Consider the following 20,586-nt stretch of genomic DNA (forward strand, 5'->3'; position numbering starts at 1 on the left):
ACTGAACGAGCATGTTAAGGCTATTGCTAATAGAATCTATTGTTTAAACCATCAATAGATTACCTAAAATCCAAATTAAAGTCTCTAGGAGTAAACGGCATCTAACAGCGATTTGCTTAACATAGCCCTCGCATTACATAGCGGTTTAAGAGGTATACCTTGCAATAGCGTTAGTCGCGACCCATTCATCTAGATCAGACGATGCGCCAGAAATACCGATTGCCCCCATAACTTGCTGTTGCTCAACAATAAGCACGCCGCCTGGCAAAGGAATAAACTCACCGCCCGTTGCCCCGTTAATAGTTGCCGCAAACATTTCTGGTAGTACCTCTGATTTAACCAATTGATAAAACTGCCGAGTATTAAATCCCATGCCTAATGCTGCATGAGCTTTGCCTAAGGCAATTTGATAGCGCTGAGTCCCTACGCCATCTTCACTAACCATGGCTTTTAGGTGTGCGCCACTATCTAGAACAACAATCGACAAAGGCGGTAATCCCTTGCCCCTTGCTAACGCTAAAGATTCTGTGATTAGACTACGGGCTTGGCGTAAAGTAATACCGCGATTATTCATTAAGTTCCCCCCAAAGCCAGCTAGAATTATTGCCGTTTTTTAGCTCCCAAGAGTCGTGTATTAACTTAGCAGGCTGTGCTCCTGCTGCGCCTAAAGCAACAAACAGCGGCCTTAGATGTTCATCTCGCGGATGTGATTGTTGAGCGCCAGGCGCTAGCTGACGATAATTAAGCAAGGCTTGAATGTTGCACTGCTCCACTGCGTGCTGAAGCCACTCTACAAACGCCAGTGCCCAGCTATTGGGCTCGCCTCGGTAAGCCAACGCTGCCAAGTTATGCGTAGCCATGCCAGAGGTGATCAACATTATGCCTTGAGCTCGTAAACCAGCCAGTTGTTCACCTAGGGCATATAGCTCCGCCAAGCTTGCGTCACGAGGCAAACTAAGCCCAACCACTGGCACATTTTGCTTGGGGTACATCAAGTGTAGTAGTGACCACGCGCCATGGTCTAAGCCCCGCTTGGTTCCCGCAACGTGGGGCAAACTCCGTTTAAGTGTTTGGTGCAACCATTCAGGGCTGTCAGGCAAATACTTAATTTGGTTTAACGCATTCGGAAAGCCCCAAAAGTCGTAAATTGTTTCTAGCTGCGCTTGCTGAGTAAAACGCAAACCAGTAGTTTCCCAGTGGGCAGACACCACAACAATCGCTTTTGGCGTAGCTATACGCCCCGCTAAGTTTTTTAAAAAGGTATTCGCAGGGCTACTCTCCAGCACTCGCATTGGCGAACCATGAGATAAAAACAGTACCGGCGCTAAGGTGTTCATAAAGTCACCTTATTAGCGGGCAAGAAAGTTAGCTTCGGCCCTATCGGCACTATACCGCTAGGATTTAAAGCTTTAACTGAATAGTAACCTTGCTTGATGTGCTCAATATTTACCGTTTCCGACACGCCTTGAAGCAAATAGATACGCTGCAAGTAATCACTCAATAATGGGTAATCCTGCAATTGCTTAAGGTTACATTTAAATGCACCTACATAAGCGGCGTCAAAACGTACCAAGGTAACAAACAGCCTTACATCAACTTCACTCAACTCATCGCCTAACAGGTAATCGCGGCCATCACTTAAGCGTTGTTCTAGTGTTTCTAAGCCCACAAACAACCTACTCACTGCCTCTTTATAAGCGGTTTGGCTTTGGGCAAACCCCGCTTGATATACTGCATTGTTAATATGCTCGTATAACCATGGATTAAGTTGATTAATATCTGCCAACCAATGCAGGGGACGCAGGTTAATACTGGTATCACCCCATTGGTCAAACGCACTGTTTAGCATTTCGATAATGTCTGCCGATTCATTATTTACAATGGTGTCGGTGAATTTGTCCCACAACACTGGCACAGTGGCTCTACCAGAGACCTTAGGATCCGCATGCGTATAAAGCTGATGAATAAACTGCTTATGGTGTAAATGGTCTTCACTCGCGCCCTTTAGCCCCGTAAGCCCTTTGCCAGCAAAACCCCAGCCTTGCTCAGTAATGCGCGGGTCAACAATGCTAATACTTATCACCGACTCCAGTTTTTTGAGCTTTCTCACCATTAAGGCTCGGCTGGCCCACGGGCATATTAAGGCCACATAAAGGTGATAGCGATTCGGCTCAGCTTTAAAGCCTGCCCGCCCGGTTCTACCTGCGCTTCCATCTTTGGTAACCCAATGTCTAAAACTCGATGTTTGGCGAATAAAGTCGCCGTTTTCACTGGTTTTTTGATAAGGATCCCAGGCCGCTTGCCACTCGCCATTCATTAACATATTCGTTCCTTAGTTGTGGTTTTTACGATTGAATCGGTGAGTCGGGCTAAGCACTCGCGGTGTTGTTAAATAGGGCTTTAGGCTTTAAGGCATAAGCACCATCGCCTAGCAGTATTTGCGCAAATGAAGCCATCACGAGAAATAGCGGATACTCCCAGCCACCGCCTTGGTTTGAAAACGACCAACCATTGCCAGCATGAGCAAAAAACAAAGCACCTAATAACACTGGCAGCAATCCCGCTGTAACCACACGAGTTTTTACACCCAGCAATAGCGCTATGCCGCCCAGCAACTCAGCAGCAATGGTTAAATAAGCAAGCGCACCCGGTAAACCTAATGAGCTAAAAAACTGGGCAGTGCCCGCAGGAGTAAACACCGCTATCTTTAACCATGCGTGAGATAGAAACATCACCGCTAAACTGATGCGTAATAAAGTTCCAGCGTATAAGGCTTGTCTGTTATCCATTGTTATTCTCCTAGTGACGTTGATTAAGGCCAAGCTCAGTGGCTGGCGTAAAGGAAGTATCGTCCCGCTTTAATCTGTAAACAATATCCATTACAATCGACACATTGTTTACTATTTGTATACAATTAAGGCGAACGAATGAATCACCTAGCGTTATTTTCTAGTTTTGTTGCGGTGGTAGAACATGGCAGTTTTACTCAAGCCGCCCTGCACTTAGGTAAAACCAAAGCGATAGTCAGTCGGCAAGTTAGCCAGCTAGAAGCGCAGCTCAATAGTCGCTTAATTAGCCGAACCACTCGAGCTTTGTCGATCACCGAATCGGGTAAAGAGATCTATCAACGGGCTAGAGTTATTCTTGAGCAAGTGGACGATTTGAGCCAATACAGCCAGCAACAAAATGAGCAGTTGTCAGGACGGTTACGTTTAAGTGCGCCGCAAACCTTTGGCGAGCTAAACCTAATGAAAATACTACCTAGCTTTATGCAAAAGCACCCTCAGCTAAAAGTAGAGTTGGTGCTAAATGACCGCTATGTCGACATTGTTGAAGAAGGCTTCGACCTCGCCATACGTATTGGTCAATTAGACGATTCAAATTTGATTGCGCGAAAGATTGCCAGCTACAAACAAGTACTCGTCGCCAGCCCTGAATTTGTAACAAAACACCACGTAACTCACTTCGAGCAGCTATCTACCCTTGCCTGCATCGTAGATAGCAACCGCCGAGGTGGGAATAAATGGCAGTTTACCCGCCAAGGTTCAATACACAGTGTAAAAGTGAATCAGCAACTCAATGTAAACAGTGCCTTAGCCGCTGCGATGGCTGCCGAGCAAGGTTTAGGTATCTGTCTGTCACCAGCATTTGCCGTGCAGCAGCAACTCGCCAACGGCAGCTTAGTGAGCTTATTTGATGACTACCTCAACAACGACATTGGTGTGTATGCTATTTACCCACATCGCCAATACCTCACCAAAAAAGTGAGTGCTTTTATTAACCATTTACAGCATCACGTCTAAAGCATGGTTATTAACAAAGGACTTTGTTAGATTGGCATTCTGCAAGATACAGTGATTAAGGATTAATCTTGGCTCAAGGGCGTTTATCGGTAATTCAAGGAGCCAGCTTATTAGTCTCGGCACTGCTTGGCTCTAGTGTACTCATTATCCCTGCCCTCGCCGCTGATCAATCGGGAGCGTACTCTTTATTAGCGTGGTTGATCATGATTATTGCCATGTTGCCGGTAGTATTTACCTTTGCTGCATTAGGCAAACGCTACCCACATGAAAGCGGCACCGCCTATTACGTTAAACAAGCTTTTGGCGAAGACGCCGCCAAGGCTATTGGCTGGGTGTATTTATCAATAGCCCCCATTGGTCCACCAGTAGTATTTATTGCCGGCGCCAGCTACTTTGGACAAGTGTTTGGAGGGCTTAGCCTGCCCTTAATCTACTTAGAGCTCGCCATGCTAGCACTAGTTTTTTTAATGAACCTAGCCCGTATAGAAACCTCTGCTAAAGTACAGTCTCTGCTAAGCCTTGCCTTAATTGGCACCATTTTGTTTATTTGCTTTAAGGTGATGATCAAGCAGCCTTTCCCGCAACAACAATTTACTCAAACTAACTTTTCTTTAGACGCTGTAGGCCAGTCAATGGCACTAATGTTTTGGTGCTTTGTTGGCATAGAAGCCATTTGCCATGTGGCCAAGCAGTTCAACAACCCCGAACGTGATTTTGCTAAGTCAGTATTGCTGGGCGTAGGCAGTGCTGCATTTGTGTATGTGCTGGTTAGTTATGCGGTAGTCGTTATGCATGCCTATGGCAGCGAGCAACAAAACCTGCTTTCTATTACCCATATCGCCGCTTTATCTAGTGGAAAATGGGCGGCAAGTTTAGTAGCTGCGGTAGGATTTTTCGGCTGCTTTTGTGCGGTCAACCTCTATGTCATCAGCTTTGCTAATATGCTTTACAGCACAGCTGAGGAAAAAGGCAATCAACACCCTTTAAGAATATGCAGCGCCAACGGCTCACCAATTGTCGCTACTTGTATTGTAACTGCGTCAATTGCCTTAGTGTTGATTGCTCGAGATTATTGGGATTTCTCTTTCGCCTATTTGTTGGAATACGCCAATGGCTTATTCGTAGTGATTTATTTGGCCGCTGCCTTAGCCGGTGTAAAATTGCTAAAAGGAGCAATGCGTTACGCGGCAGGCTTTTCAGCACTATTCTGTGGCCTTATATTATTGGTTATAGGCAGCAGCGGCTTGCTATGTTTAGCTGTATTCGCAGCGGCATTTTTCGCGTTTAAATTGCGAAAGCTAGCCTGGTTAAATAACCGAGCCTTACCTAAATAAACTTCATATATTGGTTTCGCCGTAAACACTGCCCTAAACTAAGCCAATTCAATACTGCGCTACTTTATCTACTTCAATCTACCCAAGTTCATTTGGCCCACCGCCTAAGCAAAATAAGCCTCACCATTGTCGCCAATTTAAGACAGCACTATCGCCTTAAAAACAGATAACTCACCAAAATCGTTTACAGCCCAGTCTATTCCTAGCTAGGTACGAACATTTAGCCTGTCTCAATAAGGAGACAGTTTATTTGACAAAAATGCATAAATATCATTTAATAGCTACACTTACATTAACGGTTTATTCGCTTTTTTAGCGCGAAATGTTCACATAGAGGAACACTTAAACACCTATCGAAATGATTATAAATGGTTAATTTTATTACAATAAATGTTAATAAAAGCTACTTTTAAGTCATAAGTTAATATTTATAACAGCAGTAATTATTGTATAAAACTGCTAAATAATTGATATTCTCGCCGACACTCAACCCGATCAAAATCACATATTTATGCAACCACGCATGAAACCACAAGCTAAATCCGTTCTATTTTTAATCATTCGCTGTTTTAGATCACACCTAAAGATTTGGTAACAAAATCAACTATAGATATTTTTGTTATTTAATTTAAACCTTTAGCCGCGGGTTTATCGTGCAATCAGTTGGTTAGGTGTTTACTCCCCTGTGAAAAAAGTAACACGCCCAAGCTAACCAAAGGATTGGCGATGAACTCTGCTTTACCGAGCTGTATACATAATTGTTGCAAAGTGAAGCGGCTATAAAGCCCCACACAGCAACAGTGACCAATGTGTTCTAAAGGTGACAGCGACGCCCTTGCAAAGGGCTTCTTTTTTAAAATGGAGTTTACAATGCAATTTGCTAAACGTTTGGGTTTGAACCATCAGCATGGTTTAAATCAAGCTACAGGATTTATACAACGCTCTAAACTAACCACTGCAATTCTTAGCGCACTGATTGGTGTTAGCTTTTCTGGTATTGCTAACGCCTCAGTGTATGAGGATCGCTTTGCCGAGATTCGTGATGAGATTTATGCCCCTGAAAACGGCTATTTAAGTGCTGATGGAGGCCCTTATCACTCTGTTGAAACGTTTATTATTGAAGCACCAGATCATGGGCACGAGTCAACATCAGAAGCCTACTCTTACATACTGTGGTTAGAAGCCGTTCACGGTAAAATTACCGGTGACTGGGAGCCTCTAATTAAAGCTTGGGATCTTATCGAAGAACAAATTATCCCTACGTCTGAAATGCAACCTACTGCAGATAAGTATGCCAACGGTAAAGCGACTTATGTTCCAGAAGGGCCATTGCCGTCAAGCTATCCGCTACCACTTACTAATGGCGCAGCGGTTGGTGAAGATCCTATTAGTGCTGGTTTAGCCTCTACTTACGGTACTTGGGATGTATATGGTATGCACTGGTTGTTAGACATGGATAATGTTTATCAATACGGTAATTTAGGCGACGGAACCTCAACACCTTCATACATCAATACCTTCCAACGTGGTGAGCAAGAGTCTGTATGGGAAACTGTTCCTCACCCATCGTGGGAAGACTTTAGCTGGGGCGGAGAATATGGCTTCTTAGATTTATTTGTTGCCGAGTCTCAAGCACCTGCAAAACAATGGCGTTACACCAACGCTCCTGATGCCGATGCTCGTGCCGTACAAGTAATGTACTGGGCACTGCAATGGATGAAAGAACGTGGCCAAGATCCTGAAGTAGTTGCGCCTGGCTTAATGGCCAAAGCAGCTAAAATGGGTGATTACCTGCGCTTAGCCATGTTTGATAAGTACTTCAAAAAAATTGGTTCTCAAGACGAACAAGGCAGTGCTGGCCAGGGTTATGACTCTGCTCACTACTTGATGTCTTGGTACTACTCTTGGGGCGGCCCTATCGATACCTCAGCCAACTGGGCATGGCGAATTGGTTCAAGCCACATTCATTTTGCTTACCAAAACCCAATGGCCGCTTATGCGCTATCTCAAATTGCTGAACTACAGCCAAAAGCGCCTAACTCTGTGCAAGATTGGGACACTGGCTTAGAACGTTCTCTAGAGTTCTTCCAGTGGACACAATCAGCCGAGGGTGCATTCTCTGGCGGTGCAACCAACAGCTGGAATGGCAAGTACGACACATACCCTGCCGATCGCGCTAACAATACTTTCTACGGTATGGCATACGATGAAAACCCAGTATATGAAGATCCAGGTTCAGGTACTTGGTTTGGCTGGCAAACATGGGGTGTTGAGCGAGTCGCTGAGTACTACTTCATTACAGGTGAGAAACGCGCCAAAGACATTCTAGACAAATGGGTAGCTTGGGTATTAAACGCTACACCAGAAAAAGGTCTGCCAGTTCTAGACTTTAGTGATAACGATGTAAAACTTGCCGCTACGCTGGCCTTCTCTGGTATACCAGAAAAATGGGATCCGGCTAATCCTAAAGCTAACAACAACTTACATGTAGAAGTTATTGATCACGGACAAGACGTTGGGGTAGCCCACAACTTGGCTAAAACTCTGATGTACTACGCTGCAGCAGAAGAAAAACACCAAGGTGATGTTCACCAAGGTGCTAAAGATGCGGCTCAGATGATCTTGGACCGTTTCTGGGCTAACCACCGCACAGATAAAGGCGTTTCGGCACCTGAAACTCGTGGTGACTACCCTGAGCGTATTAACGAGCCAGTATTCTTCCCTGCGGGTTGGACTGGTAAGAATGCAGTAGGCGCAGACTTAAACGCTGATACAACGTTCTCAAGCATGCGTCCATTCTATGATAGTTCGGATCCTGGTTATCAAGAGCTACAAAACGCCATGGCCGAAGGTCGCGATCCAACTTATACCTACCACCGTTACTGGGCGCAGGTAGATGTTGCAACAGCAAACGCCTTGTATTCTGAATTGTTCCCTGAGGCTGATTGTGCAGATGGTTGCGCACCAACAGCTAAAGATATAGCGGTTAAAACCTCAGTAGGTACGCCTGCTAGCATTACCTTAGAAGGCAGTGACAGCAACGGCACTATTGAAGCTTACAGCTATACTCAGCCAGCGAATGGCACAGTAAGTGGCAACGGTAAACAAGTCACTTACACGCCACAAAGTGGTTTTGTAGGGGTAGATAGCTTTACCTATACCGTAAGCGATGATGAGCAACTTAGCTCTGCACCAGCTACGGTGACGATTAGCGTGGAAGATCTTAACAGCAACGTGCCACCAGAAGCCTGTTTTACTGCTACTCCAAGCAGCGCAATGGTAGGCGATATCATCAACTTTGAAGCAAACTGCTCAAGTGATGCTAATGACGATACCTTAACTTACAGCTGGGCCTTTGGCGACGACAGCAACGGCAGTGGTGCGTCAATTAAGCATAGCTATACAATGGCGGGTACTTACGATGCGATGTTAACGGTAAATGACGGTAAAGGTGGTGTAGATAGCACCAACGTAACCATTACCATTGAAGAGCCTGCTGGTAACTTACCACCAGAAGCTTGCTTTAGCGCTACACCAAGCAGTGCCAACATTGGTGACGCAATCAGCTTCAACGCAAGCTGTTCAAGCGATGCTGATAACGACACACTAAGCTACAGCTGGGCCTTTGGTGATACCAGCAAGGGCACAGGTGCTTCTGCTCAACATAGTTACACCCAAGCGGGTCGCTATAATGCGGTATTAACCGTAGATGACGGCCAAGGTGGTGTAGATACCGCGAGTAAAACCATTACTATTGCTGATGCGCCAGTATCAAGTGCAAGCTGTAAGTACGAAGTTCAAAACCATTGGAACGCTGGTTTTGTAGCTAAAGTAACTATTACCAACAACGGCAACGAAGTGATTGATGGTTGGGATGTAAGCTGGAACTACGCTGATGGCTCAGAAATGAGCAACGGTTGGAATGCTAACTTTAGTGGTAGCAACCCATACTCAGCCAGCTCACTTAATTGGAATTCAAAAATCCAACCTGGTCAATCGATAACCTTTGGCCTACAAGGTAATAAAGCGGTATTTAACGGTCCTGCTCCTGTAGCAACCGTAACCGGTGCAGTGTGTAACTAGATCCACCGTTCGTTTAATAATCCATAAGTAAAGGAGGCCTCGCGGTCTCCTTTTTTGTATTTAATCTCCGCTAATCACGTTTAGCTGCCTAAGCAAGCTCTCATTTTCTGAGGCATTTGCCTGAAATATCCCCGCTAAATTTCTTACCGTTCTTTTAGTTTGTGCTTTGCTCACAGTTCTAATTTTTATTGTGTAAATACAAAATAAAAATAAAAAAGGTGAATTATACCTTTATTCGCATGGGGGAATTATGTGATTAGTCAATACCGTGAGGGCGCAATTTGCCGCAAAGACTTCGCCGTAGAGCGAACACTAGCCGAGCTCACAAATAAGTTGAATAAACATACATGCATAGCAAATGGTAAATAGCTAGCGAACGAAGAATACAGCTTTTAGCACAGAGCTGCCCAGCCACGACTCGCCTGCTATTGATAATACTCAACTCATCTACACGATGAGTATTTTCACATGAAACGGAGATTCACATGTTTTTATCTAAAACATCTAGCAAGCAGTCCAAGCTGGCTAAAAGCAAATTTAAACATCCCTCTTTACGCCTATCTATTGCCGTTGCACTTGCAACAGCAGGTTTAAGTAGCGTGGCAAATGCAGGGGTATATCAAGATAGATTTACCGAAATGCGCAACGAGATCTATAACCCCGAAAATGGCTACTTAAGCGCCGACGGCGGCCCTTACCATTCTATCGAAACCTTTATTATTGAAGCGCCAGATCATGGCCACGAGTCAACCTCAGAAGCCTACTCATACATCCTGTGGTTAGAAGCAGTGCACGGTAAAATTACCGGTGATTGGCAACCACTAATCGACGCTTGGGAAATCATTGAAACCCAAATCATTCCTACTTCGGCCATGCAGCCAACGGCAGCAAATTATGCATCAGGTAAAGCCACTTATGTGCCAGAGGGACCATTACCGTCCAGTTATCCTCTGGCGCTTGATTCAGGCGCAGCAGTAGGTGAAGACCCCATTAGTGCTGGGCTAGCAAGCACCTACGGAACCTGGGACGTATACGGTATGCATTGGCTACTGGATATGGACAATACCTACAAATATGGCAACTTAGGCGACGGCGTCTCTACTCCTTCTTACATCAATACCTTTCAACGTGGCGAGCAAGAATCGGTGTGGGAAACTGTCCCCCACCCGTCTTGGGAAGAGTTTAAGTGGGGTGGCCAGTACGGCTTTTTAGATTTGTTTGTGTCGGAGCCGCAAGCACCTGCTGCGCAGTGGCGCTACACCAATGCACCCGATGCCGATGCACGTGTGGTCCAAGTTATGTACTGGGCACTGCAATGGATGAAAGACCAAGGTGTAGACCCAGAAGTGGTGGCGCCTGGCTTAATGGCTAAAACCTCAAAAATGGGCGACTACCTGCGTTTAGCCATGTTTGATAAATACTTCAAAAAAATTGGCTCACAAGATGAACAAGGTAGCGCAGGCACTGGCTATGATTCTGCCCACTATTTAATGTCGTGGTATTACTCTTGGGGCGGCCCAATTGATACGAGCCAGAACTGGGGCTGGCGCATTGGCTCTAGCCATATTCACTACGCCTACCAAAACCCTATGGCTGCGTACGCACTATCTCAAATCCCAGAGCTAAAACCACTAGCCCCTAACTCGGTAGAAGATTGGACGGTAGGTTTAGAGCGCTCTCTCGAGTTTTTCCAATGGACTCAATCAGCAGAAGGTGCATTTTCTGGCGGGGCGACCAATAGTTGGAACGGCACTTACTCTACTTATCCGGTAGAGCGCCAAGACGCAACCTTCTACGGCATGGTGTACGACGAAAACCCAGTGTATGAAGATCCCGGTTCAGGCACTTGGTTTGGCTGGCAAGCATGGGGCACTGAGCGCGTAGCCGAATACTACTACATTACTGGCGAAACCCGTGCTAAAGCGATTATGGATAAATGGATTGGCTGGATCCTAGATAGCACTCCCGCTACAGGCTTAGCAGTACTCGACTTTAGCAATAACGATGTTAAGTTGGCTGCTGGCCTCGAATTTAGCGGCTTACCAGAAAAATGGGACCCAGCAAACCCGCAAGCCAATACCAACTTACACGTAACGGTGACGTCGCAAAACCAAGATGTAGGTGTAGCTCACAGCTTAGCCAAAGCCTTGATGTATTACGCGGCCGCTGAAGAAAAACACCAAGGGCAAGTTCACCAAGGTGCTAAAGATGCTGCACAGAATATTTTAGACAGATTTTGGGCAAACCACCGCACCGACAAGGGGGTATCAGCACCTGAATCACGCGGCGATTACCGAGACAGAATTAACGACCCGGTATACTTCCCTGCAGGCTGGAGCGGCGTAAATGCAGTAGGCGCAGACCTAAACGCAAACACTACCTTTAGCAGTATGCGTCCTTTCTATAACAGTACCGATCCAGGTTACGTTGAATTACAAAATGCGATTAGCGAAGACCGCGACCCAACGTACACCTATCACCGATACTGGGCACAGGTTGACGTAGCTACAGCGAATGCTCTATTTGAGGATTTATTCCCGATAAGCTGTGATGTGAACTGCCCACCAACGGCCAAAGATATAAGTGCCAGCACGAATATTGACACGCCAGCCAGCATTACCTTAGAAGGTAGTGACAGCAACGGTAGCATTGTTAGCTACAGCTATAGCCAAGCCAGCAATGGCGTGGTAAGTGGTACTGGCCCGCAAGTAACTTATACGCCTAATACTGGCTATGTAGGAGTGGATAGCTTTACCTATACGGTTACCGATGATGAGCAGCTTACCTCAGATCCAGCAACGGTGACGGTAACGGTAGAAGACCCAAATAGTAACCTTCCTCCAGAAGCATGTTTTACCGCAACACCAACCTCAGCGTATGTTGGTGACCCTGTGGCCTTTGATGCTAGCTGCTCAAGCGATGCAGATGGCGATACCCTTAGCTACAGTTGGGCGTTTGGTGATACCAACTCTGCCACTGGAGTCAGTGCAAGCCACAGCTATCAAGCAGTGGGTAGCTATAGCGCGATGCTCAGTGTTGATGATGGTAAAGGCGGTGTAGATACCACGAGCAAAACCATCATCGTAAGCGAAGCCCCCGTAGTAGCTAACTGTACGTACACCATCGACAACGAGTGGGGCACTGGTTTTGTTGCCAATGTTACCATTGCTAACAATACAAGCTCAGTGATTAACTCATGGGATGTAAACTGGAGCTATAGTGACGGCTCAACCATGAGCAACGGGTGGAATGCCACCATCAGCGGTGCGAATCCATACAATGCGGTAGCACTGGCGTGGAATGGCCAAATACAACCAGGGCAATCTGTTACCTTTGGTTTGCAAGGCAATAAAGGCGTGGCCAACGCCCCCGCCCCAATCCCAACAGTAACTGGCGCAGTTTGTAACTAATGACTTAGTTCGTTTAAAGCATCACTAATTAAGGAGGCCCCGTGCCTCCTTCCTTCATTTAACAATGAACCTAGAATAAACCAACACTTGCCAGCTAAACAGCAACTGGGTATGGTCAGCCCAACGGAACCTAAACTAAACATCTCTTATGCCTGCCACTTTCTATTCTTTTCGCCGTTGCCCTTATGCAATGCGCGCCCGCCTAGCCATTGCTGTAAGCCAAACACCTGTGTTGCTTAGAGAAATACTCCTGAAAAACAAGCCGGAGGAAATGCTCGCGCTTTCACCCAAGGGCACAGTGCCCGTATTAAAGCTTGAAAACGGTGAAGTGATAGAAGAGAGCGTTGAGATTATGTTGTGGGCGCTTGAACAAGCCGATCCACAAGCATGGCTTGCTCCCAATCACAGCAAAATGCTGCAATGGGTAGAAGAGAATGACGGACAATTTAAATCTGCACTCGATAAATACAAATACGCGGTGCGCTTTCCCGAACACAGCCCCGAAGACTACCGCCAGCAAGGCGAGCTGTTTTTACTAAAAATAGATCGACAACTTAGCCAAAGTCGCTACCTAATGGGCGAGCAATTAAGCCTCGCAGATATGGCCTTATTACCTTTTATTCGCCAGTTTGCCTCGGTAGATTTACAGTGGTTTGAGCAAGCCCCCTACCCACAGCTACAAGCTTGGTTAAAGCAGTTCATTGATTCGGCATTGTTTCGTTCAATCATGCAAAAATACCCGACCTGGTTAGACAGCCAACAAGAAGTGAGCTTCCCTTAGGGGGATTATTCAACAATTAATTTAACCAGTCGATTTAGCTGCTAGCGCCTCAACAAAAAATGCCATTACCTTGTCGTCCACTCGCATAGCTAGAGGGTCTTCGGTCTTGTTGCAACTTACTGCTAAAGCAAAACCATGTAGGTAATCCACCAATAAATGCAATGCTTGCTCTATATGTTCTTGGCTAAGGTTCAGCGGCCTTAATATCAAACTAAAACGCTGGCTAAATAACTCAGCAGGGCCATGTGTTTTCATCGACAGCAAAGTAGTCAATAAACCCGCATTTTGTTGTAACAGCAGTAAATAGCTTTCGCATAAACGCGTTAACTCCCCCTTCCAGAAGTGATTACTTTGCTGATCTAACTCAGAGGCTTGCGGCTGATAAATTCCTTCAATCAAGGTCAGCGTTAACGCTTCTAACAAGGCGTTTTTATTTTCGAAATAATAATAAATGGCCATTGGGTCAACCTGTAAAGCCGCCGCTAGCTGCCTTATGCTAGGCACTTTTCCAGACTCTTGCTGTAACGCTGTTGCCTGCAACAAAATCTTCTGCTTTGTCAGTGAGTTGGCATTTCGCTTAGGCCTGCCACGCAGTTTTTGCTTGACCACTTTAGTCATTATTCGTTAACCTAACATTAATTCTACGGTGTAGAATTATATAAATAATACACGCTATTTCAAGCGTTAGATGTACCCATTTAAAGATCTCTTTGATTATCGGGAGCAATAAAATGTCGAATATCGTATACATCGCAGTCAGCCTAGACGGCTTTATCGCCGATAAAAATGATGGCTTAGAGTGGTTAGAAAGCGTGCCAAACCCAGAAGGGCTGGACTTAGGTTACAACGCATTTATTGAAAGTATTGATGCTTTAGTGATGGGCAGAAACACCTTTGAAAAGGTAATCAGCTTTGATTGTGAATGGCCTTACAGCAAACCAGTAATGGTATTAAGTAACAGCCTAAAACAATTACCAGAAGGGTTTACAGGCGATGTGCGGTTAATAAACGGTGAGCTAACATCTCTAGTAAATCAGCTTAATCAACAGGGTTTCAATAACTTGTATATTGATGGTGGGCTTACCATTCAGCAGTTTTTAGTTCAAGACCTCATCGACGAACTTATTCTTACACGCTTTCCTATGCTTTTAGGTGGAGGCGCTCCTCTGTTTGGTGACCTACCTAATATCAAACGCTTCAAGCACCACAAAACTACCGTATTGCTAGACCAACTAGTTCAAAGTCACTACGTTCGAGAGCCGTAATTTAGCTAAGCAACGTTGTTCAGATTTATATAACTATTGTTAAGTCACATAATAAACACACTATCACTAAACGCTAATTGCTGCTTTAATAAACAATGAAATGGATTTCGCTAGTCTCCCTAAACTAAGGATTGGGTTTGCTTATTTCTCAGTACTTTCGCCGACTAATATTTGCAGGCTGTGTGGGCCTAAGTGTGTTATCTACGCCCCTTAAAAGTGCAGAACTGATCACGCTTACCAATAGTGAGTGGCCCCCTTTTACCTCTAAACACCTTCCTCACCAAGGTTTTTACTCTGAGATAGTTCGTCAAGCCTTTGCCTTAGAGGGTTACCAAGTTGAATACCAATTTTTACCATGGGCACGTGCTTATATGTACGTGAAGCAAGGAGAGGTAGATGGCTCTTTAACCTGGGCTAAAACCGAGCAAAAAGAGCTAGAAGTACTGTTTAGTGACCCGGTATTCTGGCACACAAAGGTATTTTTTCATCTCAGCAGTAAGCCATTTGAATGGCAAAATATAAGCGATTTACATGGATATAGAATTGGCGCGACCGAACTCTATACATATGGTCATGCCTTTGACTCTGCGGCTAGAAATGAAGAGATCAACGTAGAATATGTCTCTTCGGATTTGCTTAACTTTAAGAAAATGCTGCTTGATAGAGTTCAGCTATTTCCTTCCGACATCATGGTGGGGAAAACACTCATTCAACAACACTTTACCGCGGAACAAGCCGCTCTGTTTACCTACCATCCTAAGCCGATACAACAAACCTATACCCACGTGATTTTCTCAAAGAAAAATAGTGAGCGAAACCAACTGCTATTAGCTGCATTTAACCGTGGCCTCGCTAAGTTAAAAAGCTCTGGCCGTTATCAGCAAATTATAGATAACGCGACTTTAGACACACCAGAATAAGAAAAGCCACAACGCTAGTTGTGGCTTTTATCTCGTTTCAATACCGCTAAGACACCAGCATGCGCCACCACATTCCTGGCAACGTGGTAAAGCCAGCGGTGTAGTGTTTCAGTTCGCCGTCTTTTATCACCATCAAAGTGGGTGTTACACCAACGCCCCATTGCGATCCCAACTGCCCTTGTGGGTCATTAACTACGTTAAATTGGTAGTCATGATGGTTTAAGTAGGCTTGCACCTTGCTTTGATTACCAGAGCGTAACGCCACCGTTACCACATTAAAATGTTTAGCCATGGTATTCACCGCAGGGCTAACAAAGTTGCATACGCCACACCAAGAGCCCCAAAAATATACCAGTACCGGTTCATTTTTGCTTAATGCATGTAAATCAATCGACTCGCCATTAACACCTTGAGCACTAAGCTGAGGCAGCTGACCTTCTGGCAGATCTTGGGAGCGCCAAAGGTCTACACCAATACTTATCACCGTAACAAAAAACAGTAGCGATATAAGTTGTTTAAAGGCACTCCATATCTTATTCACCATGTGTTTGCTCCTTAGTATTTAACTCAGCGTCAATTGCCTGCTTTATTTGCTCGTAAGCCACCAAACCGGGTATCACATCGTTGGAGAAAACCAAACTTGGCGTACCACCAATGCCTAATTGCTCCATTAATCGAATATTGCCATCGAGAATCTGTTTTACCTGAGCATTTTGTTTAGAGGCTTCGAGTGGCTTTTCACTGCTCGTTAGCTTAGCGACTTTGGCGATAGACTCACTGGTCAAACGGCTTGGGCTAGCCATTAGCTTGTTGTGTAAAGCCATAAATTGTTGCGGTTGTTCTAACCAAAGAGTTTGAGCAAACATTGCCGCTTCTTCAGAGCTTGGGCCCAATACCGGTACCATTTTAATCACCACCCGCAGTTGCGGATATTCTTCAACTAATTTGGCCAGCGAAGGTTCTACTAGCTTACAGTAAGGGCAGTTAAAATCGGTAAAATAGGCAATGGTAATTCTCGGCTTATCGCTGCCCATCCAAGGGTCATTGGGGTTATTAAACAAATGGTCTGCTTGTTGTTGAATGACGCCTTTTACACCCAATTGCTGTTGCTGCTCTTGATATGCCTGAAAGGCGATAATCGCATCACGCAGTATCTCCGGATCCTCTACCATCGCATCGCGGATAAGTAGCTTAAGCTCGGCACGTTGTTCATCACTAAAACTCGATGTTTCAGCATTCGCTTGTGCACTGTTGAATGCTAAAAATACTAGGCTGATGAGCAAAAAAGCCGCCTTATTAATCGCTGCTTTAATGGTGGAAATAGTGATTGAAGTCATCATAGATTTACTCCTGAATTCGAATAGCTGAGCCAGCAGCTTGAGCGAACGCTTGCTCTATAGCTTGGTGGCTTAATAAAACGGGAAGTGCGATACCTTGAGGGGCCGCAGGGCCATAAACGATGTTAAATGGCACGCCAAAGCGCTGATAGCTTTGCAAAAATGCACTCACCTGATTAGAAGGCTTGGTCCAGTCGCCTTTCACTAAGCGGGTCGAAGGCTGCTTTAATAAGCTATAAGTAGGGTTTTGCAATATCACTCCTACTTTATTGGCTTTACAGGTAATGCACCAGTCGGCGGTGACGTCTACAAACACAACGTTTCCCTGCTTAACCTGCTCAGCAATATTGCTTTGCTGTAAAGGCTGCCAGACTAAATCGGTAGGCAAGGCTTTAGCCCACCGCTCACTGGTAAAGGCACCAAGTAAAGCGACACCACCGCCTAACAAGACCATTGAACTTAAACTAATCAGCAGTACTTTTGCGCCATGCTGTTTAGCTAAAATCAATACAAATACCAACAACAGCAAAGTCACAACAGCAAGCAATATTGGCGTTGCTACAAAGTTTGCCAATAGACTAACTAGCCATAAACAGGTGAGCAGCAGCATTAGTGCAAACATTAGCTTCACCGTGCCCATCCACTTACCAGGCTTTGGCAGCGCTTGAGCTAAACGAGGAAAAGCAGCGACCAATAACCAAGGCAAGGCCATACCTAATGCTAAGGCAGTAAATATCACCAATAAACTCGCGGTGTCGGCGCCTAATGCAAAAGCTACCGCAGTGCCTAAAAATGGCGCACTGCATGGCGTGGCGAGCAAGGTAGCAAACATGCCTTGTAAAAAGTGCCCTAAGTAGCTGTTGTCGCCGCTGGTGGCTAAGCGAGTCTGCCAAGAAGAAGGTAAACTAATTTCAAAAGCACCGAGCATGTTTATAGCAAACAAGCCTGTCACCAGTACCATGAAAGCAATAAACCAAGGCTGTTGAAACTGCACGCCCCACCCCACGGCTTGGCCACTAAACTTAAGTAACAATACAAAGCTCGCCAACAGCCAAAACGACGCCACAATACCCGCGGCAGACGCCACAAATTGACGGCGAATGTGTGCCTGTTGTTGATGAGGTGCAGCAATCACCGAGCTAAGCTTCATGCCAAGTACCGGTAATACACAGGGCATAATGTTCAAGATTAAGCCGCCCAATAAGGCAAACGCCAACAACTTAAACCAAGAAACAGATTCAAGGATTACCACGCCCGCTTGCACTGTTGCGTGATATTCATAAGCGTGCTGCTTATCAAATACACTGACCTTGAGCGTATTACCCAATAGCTCTGGCTTACCGAGCCAGTTTTCGCCATTAAATATGGCGCTCAGGCCATTGGCACTTTGTTCTAACTGCAACAACTTAAAGGTGGTATCAGGGTCACCATCCACCAGCACAGTAGGTTGTTGCCAATCTACGCCTTTGGCCAAATTTACTTGCAGCCGTTGCTGATTTGCATCCCAAATAAACTTACTGTTATTGCCACTCACTACCTGTGGAACCGCTACCTTCGCCTTGTTGTATAAATACATGGCTTCGCTGTCTACCCGTAGCTGTTCAGGAATAAAATCTAAGCTGAAGGGATAGTCGGTAAGCACACATACATTGGTGCACGTAGATAAGGTAAGAATCCCTTGCAACTTAGTGGCTTGGGTTAAGGAAGTCACGGTAAGTAATAGCGGAAAATCAACACTATGTTGGTAACCGTAGGTTTCTAAACCTAGCAATGAAAAACGCTGTGGAACTGGCCACAACCATTCAGCTGACTCGAAATTGCTCGAACCTTGCCAATCAATGCTAGGAGCAACACCACCCTCACCGGGTGACCGCCAATAGGTTTTCCAATCGTCTTCCAACTTAACTTGTAAAACCGCAGGTAAACGCTGGGTTGCGGCGTCTAACTCGCCGGTAAGCATAAGCCGTACTTGAGCAGGGGGATGCTGAGGAGAGCTAAGCCAAGCAGTACTTTGAGCAAATACCGTGGTAGAAAACACCAAGCTAAACAGCAGTATTAGTCGTAATAAAATGTTCAATATCATCTCCAAAAATCAAAAAAGTAAACGCGAGAGAAAGCGTTCAGTTTTATTCTCGAAAATGACACTGGTTACAATACAACCGTCGCGGAGGAGGAATAGTGGGCTTAGCAAAAGGCAGTGTATAGCCAGCACTTTGGGCAGCCAAAATTGCAAAGGCCAAAAACAACACCACTACAAATACTTGCTCTACATTTTGTTGTTGCTGCTGTAAAACGTGTTCGCTAAGTTGACAACCTTCGTTAGTAATAAGCCCACCAGCAAGCTCTTCACTCGCCACATGTGCTTGTGGACACGTTACCTTAAGCCCGATGTTTTTTGCCACGCACACGCTTAGCATTACTGCGAGCAGTAATAGGCTTACGGTGGCTTTAAACTGTTCTTGTTTAAACAACATAGTTTGGACTAAGTAAGGTAATAGCAAGTGAGTACTTATACCAACATTGGTTTTCAAGTAAAGCCGTAAGTAATACAGCAACAAACTATAAGACCGGGAAACCCGCATTTTATTCCCAGAGAAATGCAACTTCGTAGTTTACCAATGGTCGAAGCTAGGTGTTTGTTCTATAAGACCTTCGTCCTCAAAACATGCTAAATGTGAGTAAGCTTTTACCATGACTACATCAACGTCTATTACTGTTATTAATTATCCGGGAGCATTGCAATCAGCAGTGTTTGGCCTTCAAGAAATGCTTGGTTTAGCCAACGATATAACGGAATCAATGCAGCATAACCACCGCTTTACCTGCCAACAGCTTACACCAGAGCAATGTACAGATACGGTTCCGCAAAAAGCGAACAACTCACAGCAAATTATTGTTGTGCCGCCGAGCCTGAAAGATCAGTATTACTTAGCGCCAAGCCAAGACTTTATCAACTGGCTAAGCAAGCAACATCAACACGGGGTGCTGTTAAGTTCTGCTTGTGCTGGCGCATTTATTCTTGCCAAAACGGGTGTATTAAATCAACGTACTGCAACCACTCATTGGGGCCTAGCCGATGAATTTTCTAAGCATTACCCAGATGTAAAACTGCAAAGTGACGCCATACTCATCAACGATGGAGATGTTATTACCGCAGGGGGCGTGATGTCTTGGTTAGATTTAGGCTTGGAGTTGGTTGCGCAATGTACCCACCCAGGGATAATGCGCCAACTGGGTAAAAACATGGTGATTGATACCGGGCTGCGCGAGCAGCGTTATTATCAAAGTTTTAAACCTCGTTTCGAGCATGGCGATAATGACATCATTAAAGTGCAGCATTTTTTGCAGAGCCATTACCCCACATCAATCAACATTGCCCTACTGTGCCAACAGTGCTTTCTTACTGAACGCACCCTGTTACGCCGCTTTGTAAAAGCAACCGGCTTAAAACCTATCCAATATTTGCAAAAATTAAGAGTGCAAAAGGCCTGCGAATTAATTGAAAATAGTCAGCTTAAACTTGAGGCTATTGCGCTAAAGGTGGGTTACGAAGACCCCGGTGCGTTTCGAAAAGTGTTTATTAAAGTGATCGGCTTAAGCCCACGTGAGTTTCGTCGCCGCTTTAGCGGATAACAACATACTATCGCCAGCCA

17 protein-coding genes are annotated in these 20,586 nt (G+C 45.3%); 8 read left to right on the plus strand and 9 right to left on the minus strand.

Annotated features, from left to right (window positions below):
- Positions 1–145 precede the first annotated feature (145 nt).
- The 4 genes from Q4549_RS05285 to Q4549_RS05300 are packed head-to-tail and all read right to left on the minus strand — an operon-like array spanning position 146 to position 2,789.
- Positions 146–574 carry a heme-binding protein gene (locus tag Q4549_RS05285; RefSeq protein WP_303549843.1) on the minus strand — a complete coding sequence of 143 codons (429 nt, stop codon included), beginning with the start codon at positions 572–574 and terminating at the stop codon, positions 146–148.
- Positions 567–1,337, minus strand: coding sequence for a class III extradiol ring-cleavage dioxygenase (locus Q4549_RS05290; RefSeq protein WP_303549846.1), 771 nt, complete (start codon positions 1,335–1,337; stop codon positions 567–569). The genes Q4549_RS05285 and Q4549_RS05290 overlap by 8 nt, the downstream gene beginning before the upstream one ends.
- Positions 1,334–2,323, minus strand: a complete 990-nt coding sequence (locus Q4549_RS05295) for a glutathione S-transferase family protein (protein ID WP_303549849.1) — start codon at positions 2,321–2,323, stop codon at positions 1,334–1,336. The genes Q4549_RS05290 and Q4549_RS05295 overlap by 4 nt, the downstream gene beginning before the upstream one ends.
- A 46-nt stretch (positions 2,324–2,369) precedes the next feature.
- Positions 2,370–2,789, minus strand: coding sequence for a DoxX family protein (locus Q4549_RS05300; protein WP_303549852.1), 420 nt, complete (start codon positions 2,787–2,789; stop codon positions 2,370–2,372).
- A 138-nt stretch (positions 2,790–2,927) separates the two neighbouring features.
- Between Q4549_RS05300 and Q4549_RS05305 the strand changes: the two genes are divergently transcribed.
- From Q4549_RS05305 to Q4549_RS05325, 5 genes are all read left to right on the plus strand, one after another.
- Positions 2,928–3,803 carry a LysR family transcriptional regulator gene (locus Q4549_RS05305; RefSeq protein WP_303549855.1) on the plus strand — a complete coding sequence of 292 codons (876 nt, stop codon included), beginning with the start codon at positions 2,928–2,930 and terminating at the stop codon, positions 3,801–3,803.
- Positions 3,804–3,871: 68 nt separating this feature from the next.
- Entirely contained in the window at positions 3,872–5,137 is a 1,266-nt protein-coding gene (yjeH, locus tag Q4549_RS05310; protein ID WP_303549856.1) for an L-methionine/branched-chain amino acid transporter, read from the plus strand.
- Positions 5,138–6,007: 870 nt separating this feature from the next.
- Positions 6,008–9,220 carry a glycoside hydrolase family 48 protein gene (locus tag Q4549_RS05315; protein WP_303549859.1) on the plus strand — a complete coding sequence of 1,071 codons (3,213 nt, stop codon included), beginning with the start codon at positions 6,008–6,010 and terminating at the stop codon, positions 9,218–9,220.
- Between the two features lie 485 nt (positions 9,221–9,705).
- Positions 9,706–12,630 (plus strand): glycoside hydrolase family 48 protein, encoded by a 2,925-nt coding sequence (locus Q4549_RS05320; RefSeq protein ID WP_303549862.1) that lies wholly within the window; start codon positions 9,706–9,708, stop codon positions 12,628–12,630.
- A 148-nt stretch (positions 12,631–12,778) separates the two neighbouring features.
- Positions 12,779–13,411, plus strand: a complete 633-nt coding sequence (locus tag Q4549_RS05325) for a glutathione S-transferase (protein WP_303549865.1) — start codon at positions 12,779–12,781, stop codon at positions 13,409–13,411.
- Positions 13,412–13,432: 21 nt separating this feature from the next.
- On the opposite strand, the gene Q4549_RS05330 is transcribed toward Q4549_RS05325, so the two are convergent.
- Positions 13,433–14,029, minus strand: coding sequence for a TetR/AcrR family transcriptional regulator (locus Q4549_RS05330; RefSeq protein WP_303549868.1), 597 nt, complete (start codon positions 14,027–14,029; stop codon positions 13,433–13,435).
- A 113-nt stretch (positions 14,030–14,142) separates the two neighbouring features.
- Here Q4549_RS05330 and Q4549_RS05335 point away from each other — a divergent pair, with 113 nt between their 5' ends.
- Positions 14,143–14,676 carry a dihydrofolate reductase family protein gene (locus tag Q4549_RS05335; RefSeq protein ID WP_303549871.1) on the plus strand — a complete coding sequence of 178 codons (534 nt, stop codon included), beginning with the start codon at positions 14,143–14,145 and terminating at the stop codon, positions 14,674–14,676.
- A 137-nt stretch (positions 14,677–14,813) separates the two neighbouring features.
- Positions 14,814–15,596, plus strand: a complete 783-nt coding sequence (locus Q4549_RS05340; RefSeq protein ID WP_303549874.1) for an ABC transporter substrate-binding protein — start codon at positions 14,814–14,816, stop codon at positions 15,594–15,596.
- Positions 15,597–15,642: 46 nt separating this feature from the next.
- Here the strand turns inward: Q4549_RS05340 and Q4549_RS05345 are convergent, their stop codons facing one another.
- The 4 genes from Q4549_RS05345 to Q4549_RS05360 are packed head-to-tail and all read right to left on the minus strand — an operon-like array spanning position 15,643 to position 19,515.
- Positions 15,643–16,140: a protein disulfide oxidoreductase gene (locus tag Q4549_RS05345; RefSeq protein ID WP_303549877.1), complete on the minus strand. Its 498-nt coding sequence runs from the start codon at positions 16,138–16,140 to the stop codon at positions 15,643–15,645.
- A complete protein-coding gene (locus tag Q4549_RS05350; protein WP_303549880.1) occupies positions 16,130–16,936 on the minus strand; it encodes a DsbA family protein in 807 nt (268 codons plus the stop codon). The genes Q4549_RS05345 and Q4549_RS05350 overlap by 11 nt, the downstream gene beginning before the upstream one ends.
- A gap of 4 nt (positions 16,937–16,940) precedes the next feature.
- Positions 16,941–19,010, minus strand: coding sequence for a protein-disulfide reductase DsbD (locus Q4549_RS05355; protein WP_303549883.1), 2,070 nt, complete (start codon positions 19,008–19,010; stop codon positions 16,941–16,943).
- A gap of 49 nt (positions 19,011–19,059) precedes the next feature.
- A complete protein-coding gene (locus tag Q4549_RS05360) occupies positions 19,060–19,515 on the minus strand; it encodes a hypothetical protein (protein ID WP_303549885.1) in 456 nt (151 codons plus the stop codon).
- Between the two features lie 109 nt (positions 19,516–19,624).
- Here Q4549_RS05360 and Q4549_RS05365 point away from each other — a divergent pair, with 109 nt between their 5' ends.
- Complete coding sequence (locus Q4549_RS05365; protein WP_303549888.1) at positions 19,625–20,566, plus strand: GlxA family transcriptional regulator; 942 nt, start codon at positions 19,625–19,627, stop codon at positions 20,564–20,566.
- Positions 20,567–20,586 lie beyond the last annotated feature (20 nt).

Origin of the sequence: Agarivorans sp. 2_MG-2023 (assembly GCF_030548085.1) — a bacterium.
Classification (GTDB): domain Bacteria; phylum Pseudomonadota; class Gammaproteobacteria; order Enterobacterales; family Celerinatantimonadaceae; genus Agarivorans.

Bases quoted from the DNA above. Each gene is read 5' to 3' on its own strand.
- Q4549_RS05285 (WP_303549843.1), bottom strand. From the start codon at position 574: ATGAATAATCGCGGTATTACTTTACGCCAAGCCCGTAGTCTAATCACA.
- Q4549_RS05290 (WP_303549846.1), bottom strand. From the start codon at position 1,337: ATGAACACCTTAGCGCCGGTACTGTTTTTATCTCATGGTTCGCCAATG.
- Q4549_RS05295 (WP_303549849.1), bottom strand. From the start codon at position 2,323: ATGTTAATGAATGGCGAGTGGCAAGCGGCCTGGGATCCTTATCAAAAA.
- Q4549_RS05300 (WP_303549852.1), bottom strand. From the start codon at position 2,789: ATGGATAACAGACAAGCCTTATACGCTGGAACTTTATTACGCATCAGT.
- Q4549_RS05305 (WP_303549855.1), top strand. From the start codon at position 2,928: ATGAATCACCTAGCGTTATTTTCTAGTTTTGTTGCGGTGGTAGAACAT.
- Q4549_RS05315 (WP_303549859.1), top strand. From the start codon at position 6,008: ATGCAATTTGCTAAACGTTTGGGTTTGAACCATCAGCATGGTTTAAAT.
- Q4549_RS05320 (WP_303549862.1), top strand. From the start codon at position 9,706: ATGTTTTTATCTAAAACATCTAGCAAGCAGTCCAAGCTGGCTAAAAGC.
- Q4549_RS05325 (WP_303549865.1), top strand. From the start codon at position 12,779: ATGCCTGCCACTTTCTATTCTTTTCGCCGTTGCCCTTATGCAATGCGC.
- Q4549_RS05330 (WP_303549868.1), bottom strand. From the start codon at position 14,029: ATGACTAAAGTGGTCAAGCAAAAACTGCGTGGCAGGCCTAAGCGAAAT.
- Q4549_RS05335 (WP_303549871.1), top strand. From the start codon at position 14,143: ATGTCGAATATCGTATACATCGCAGTCAGCCTAGACGGCTTTATCGCC.
- Q4549_RS05345 (WP_303549877.1), bottom strand. From the start codon at position 16,140: ATGGTGAATAAGATATGGAGTGCCTTTAAACAACTTATATCGCTACTG.
- Q4549_RS05350 (WP_303549880.1), bottom strand. From the start codon at position 16,936: ATGATGACTTCAATCACTATTTCCACCATTAAAGCAGCGATTAATAAG.
- Q4549_RS05360 (WP_303549885.1), bottom strand. From the start codon at position 19,515: ATGCGGGTTTCCCGGTCTTATAGTTTGTTGCTGTATTACTTACGGCTT.
- Q4549_RS05365 (WP_303549888.1), top strand. From the start codon at position 19,625: ATGACTACATCAACGTCTATTACTGTTATTAATTATCCGGGAGCATTG.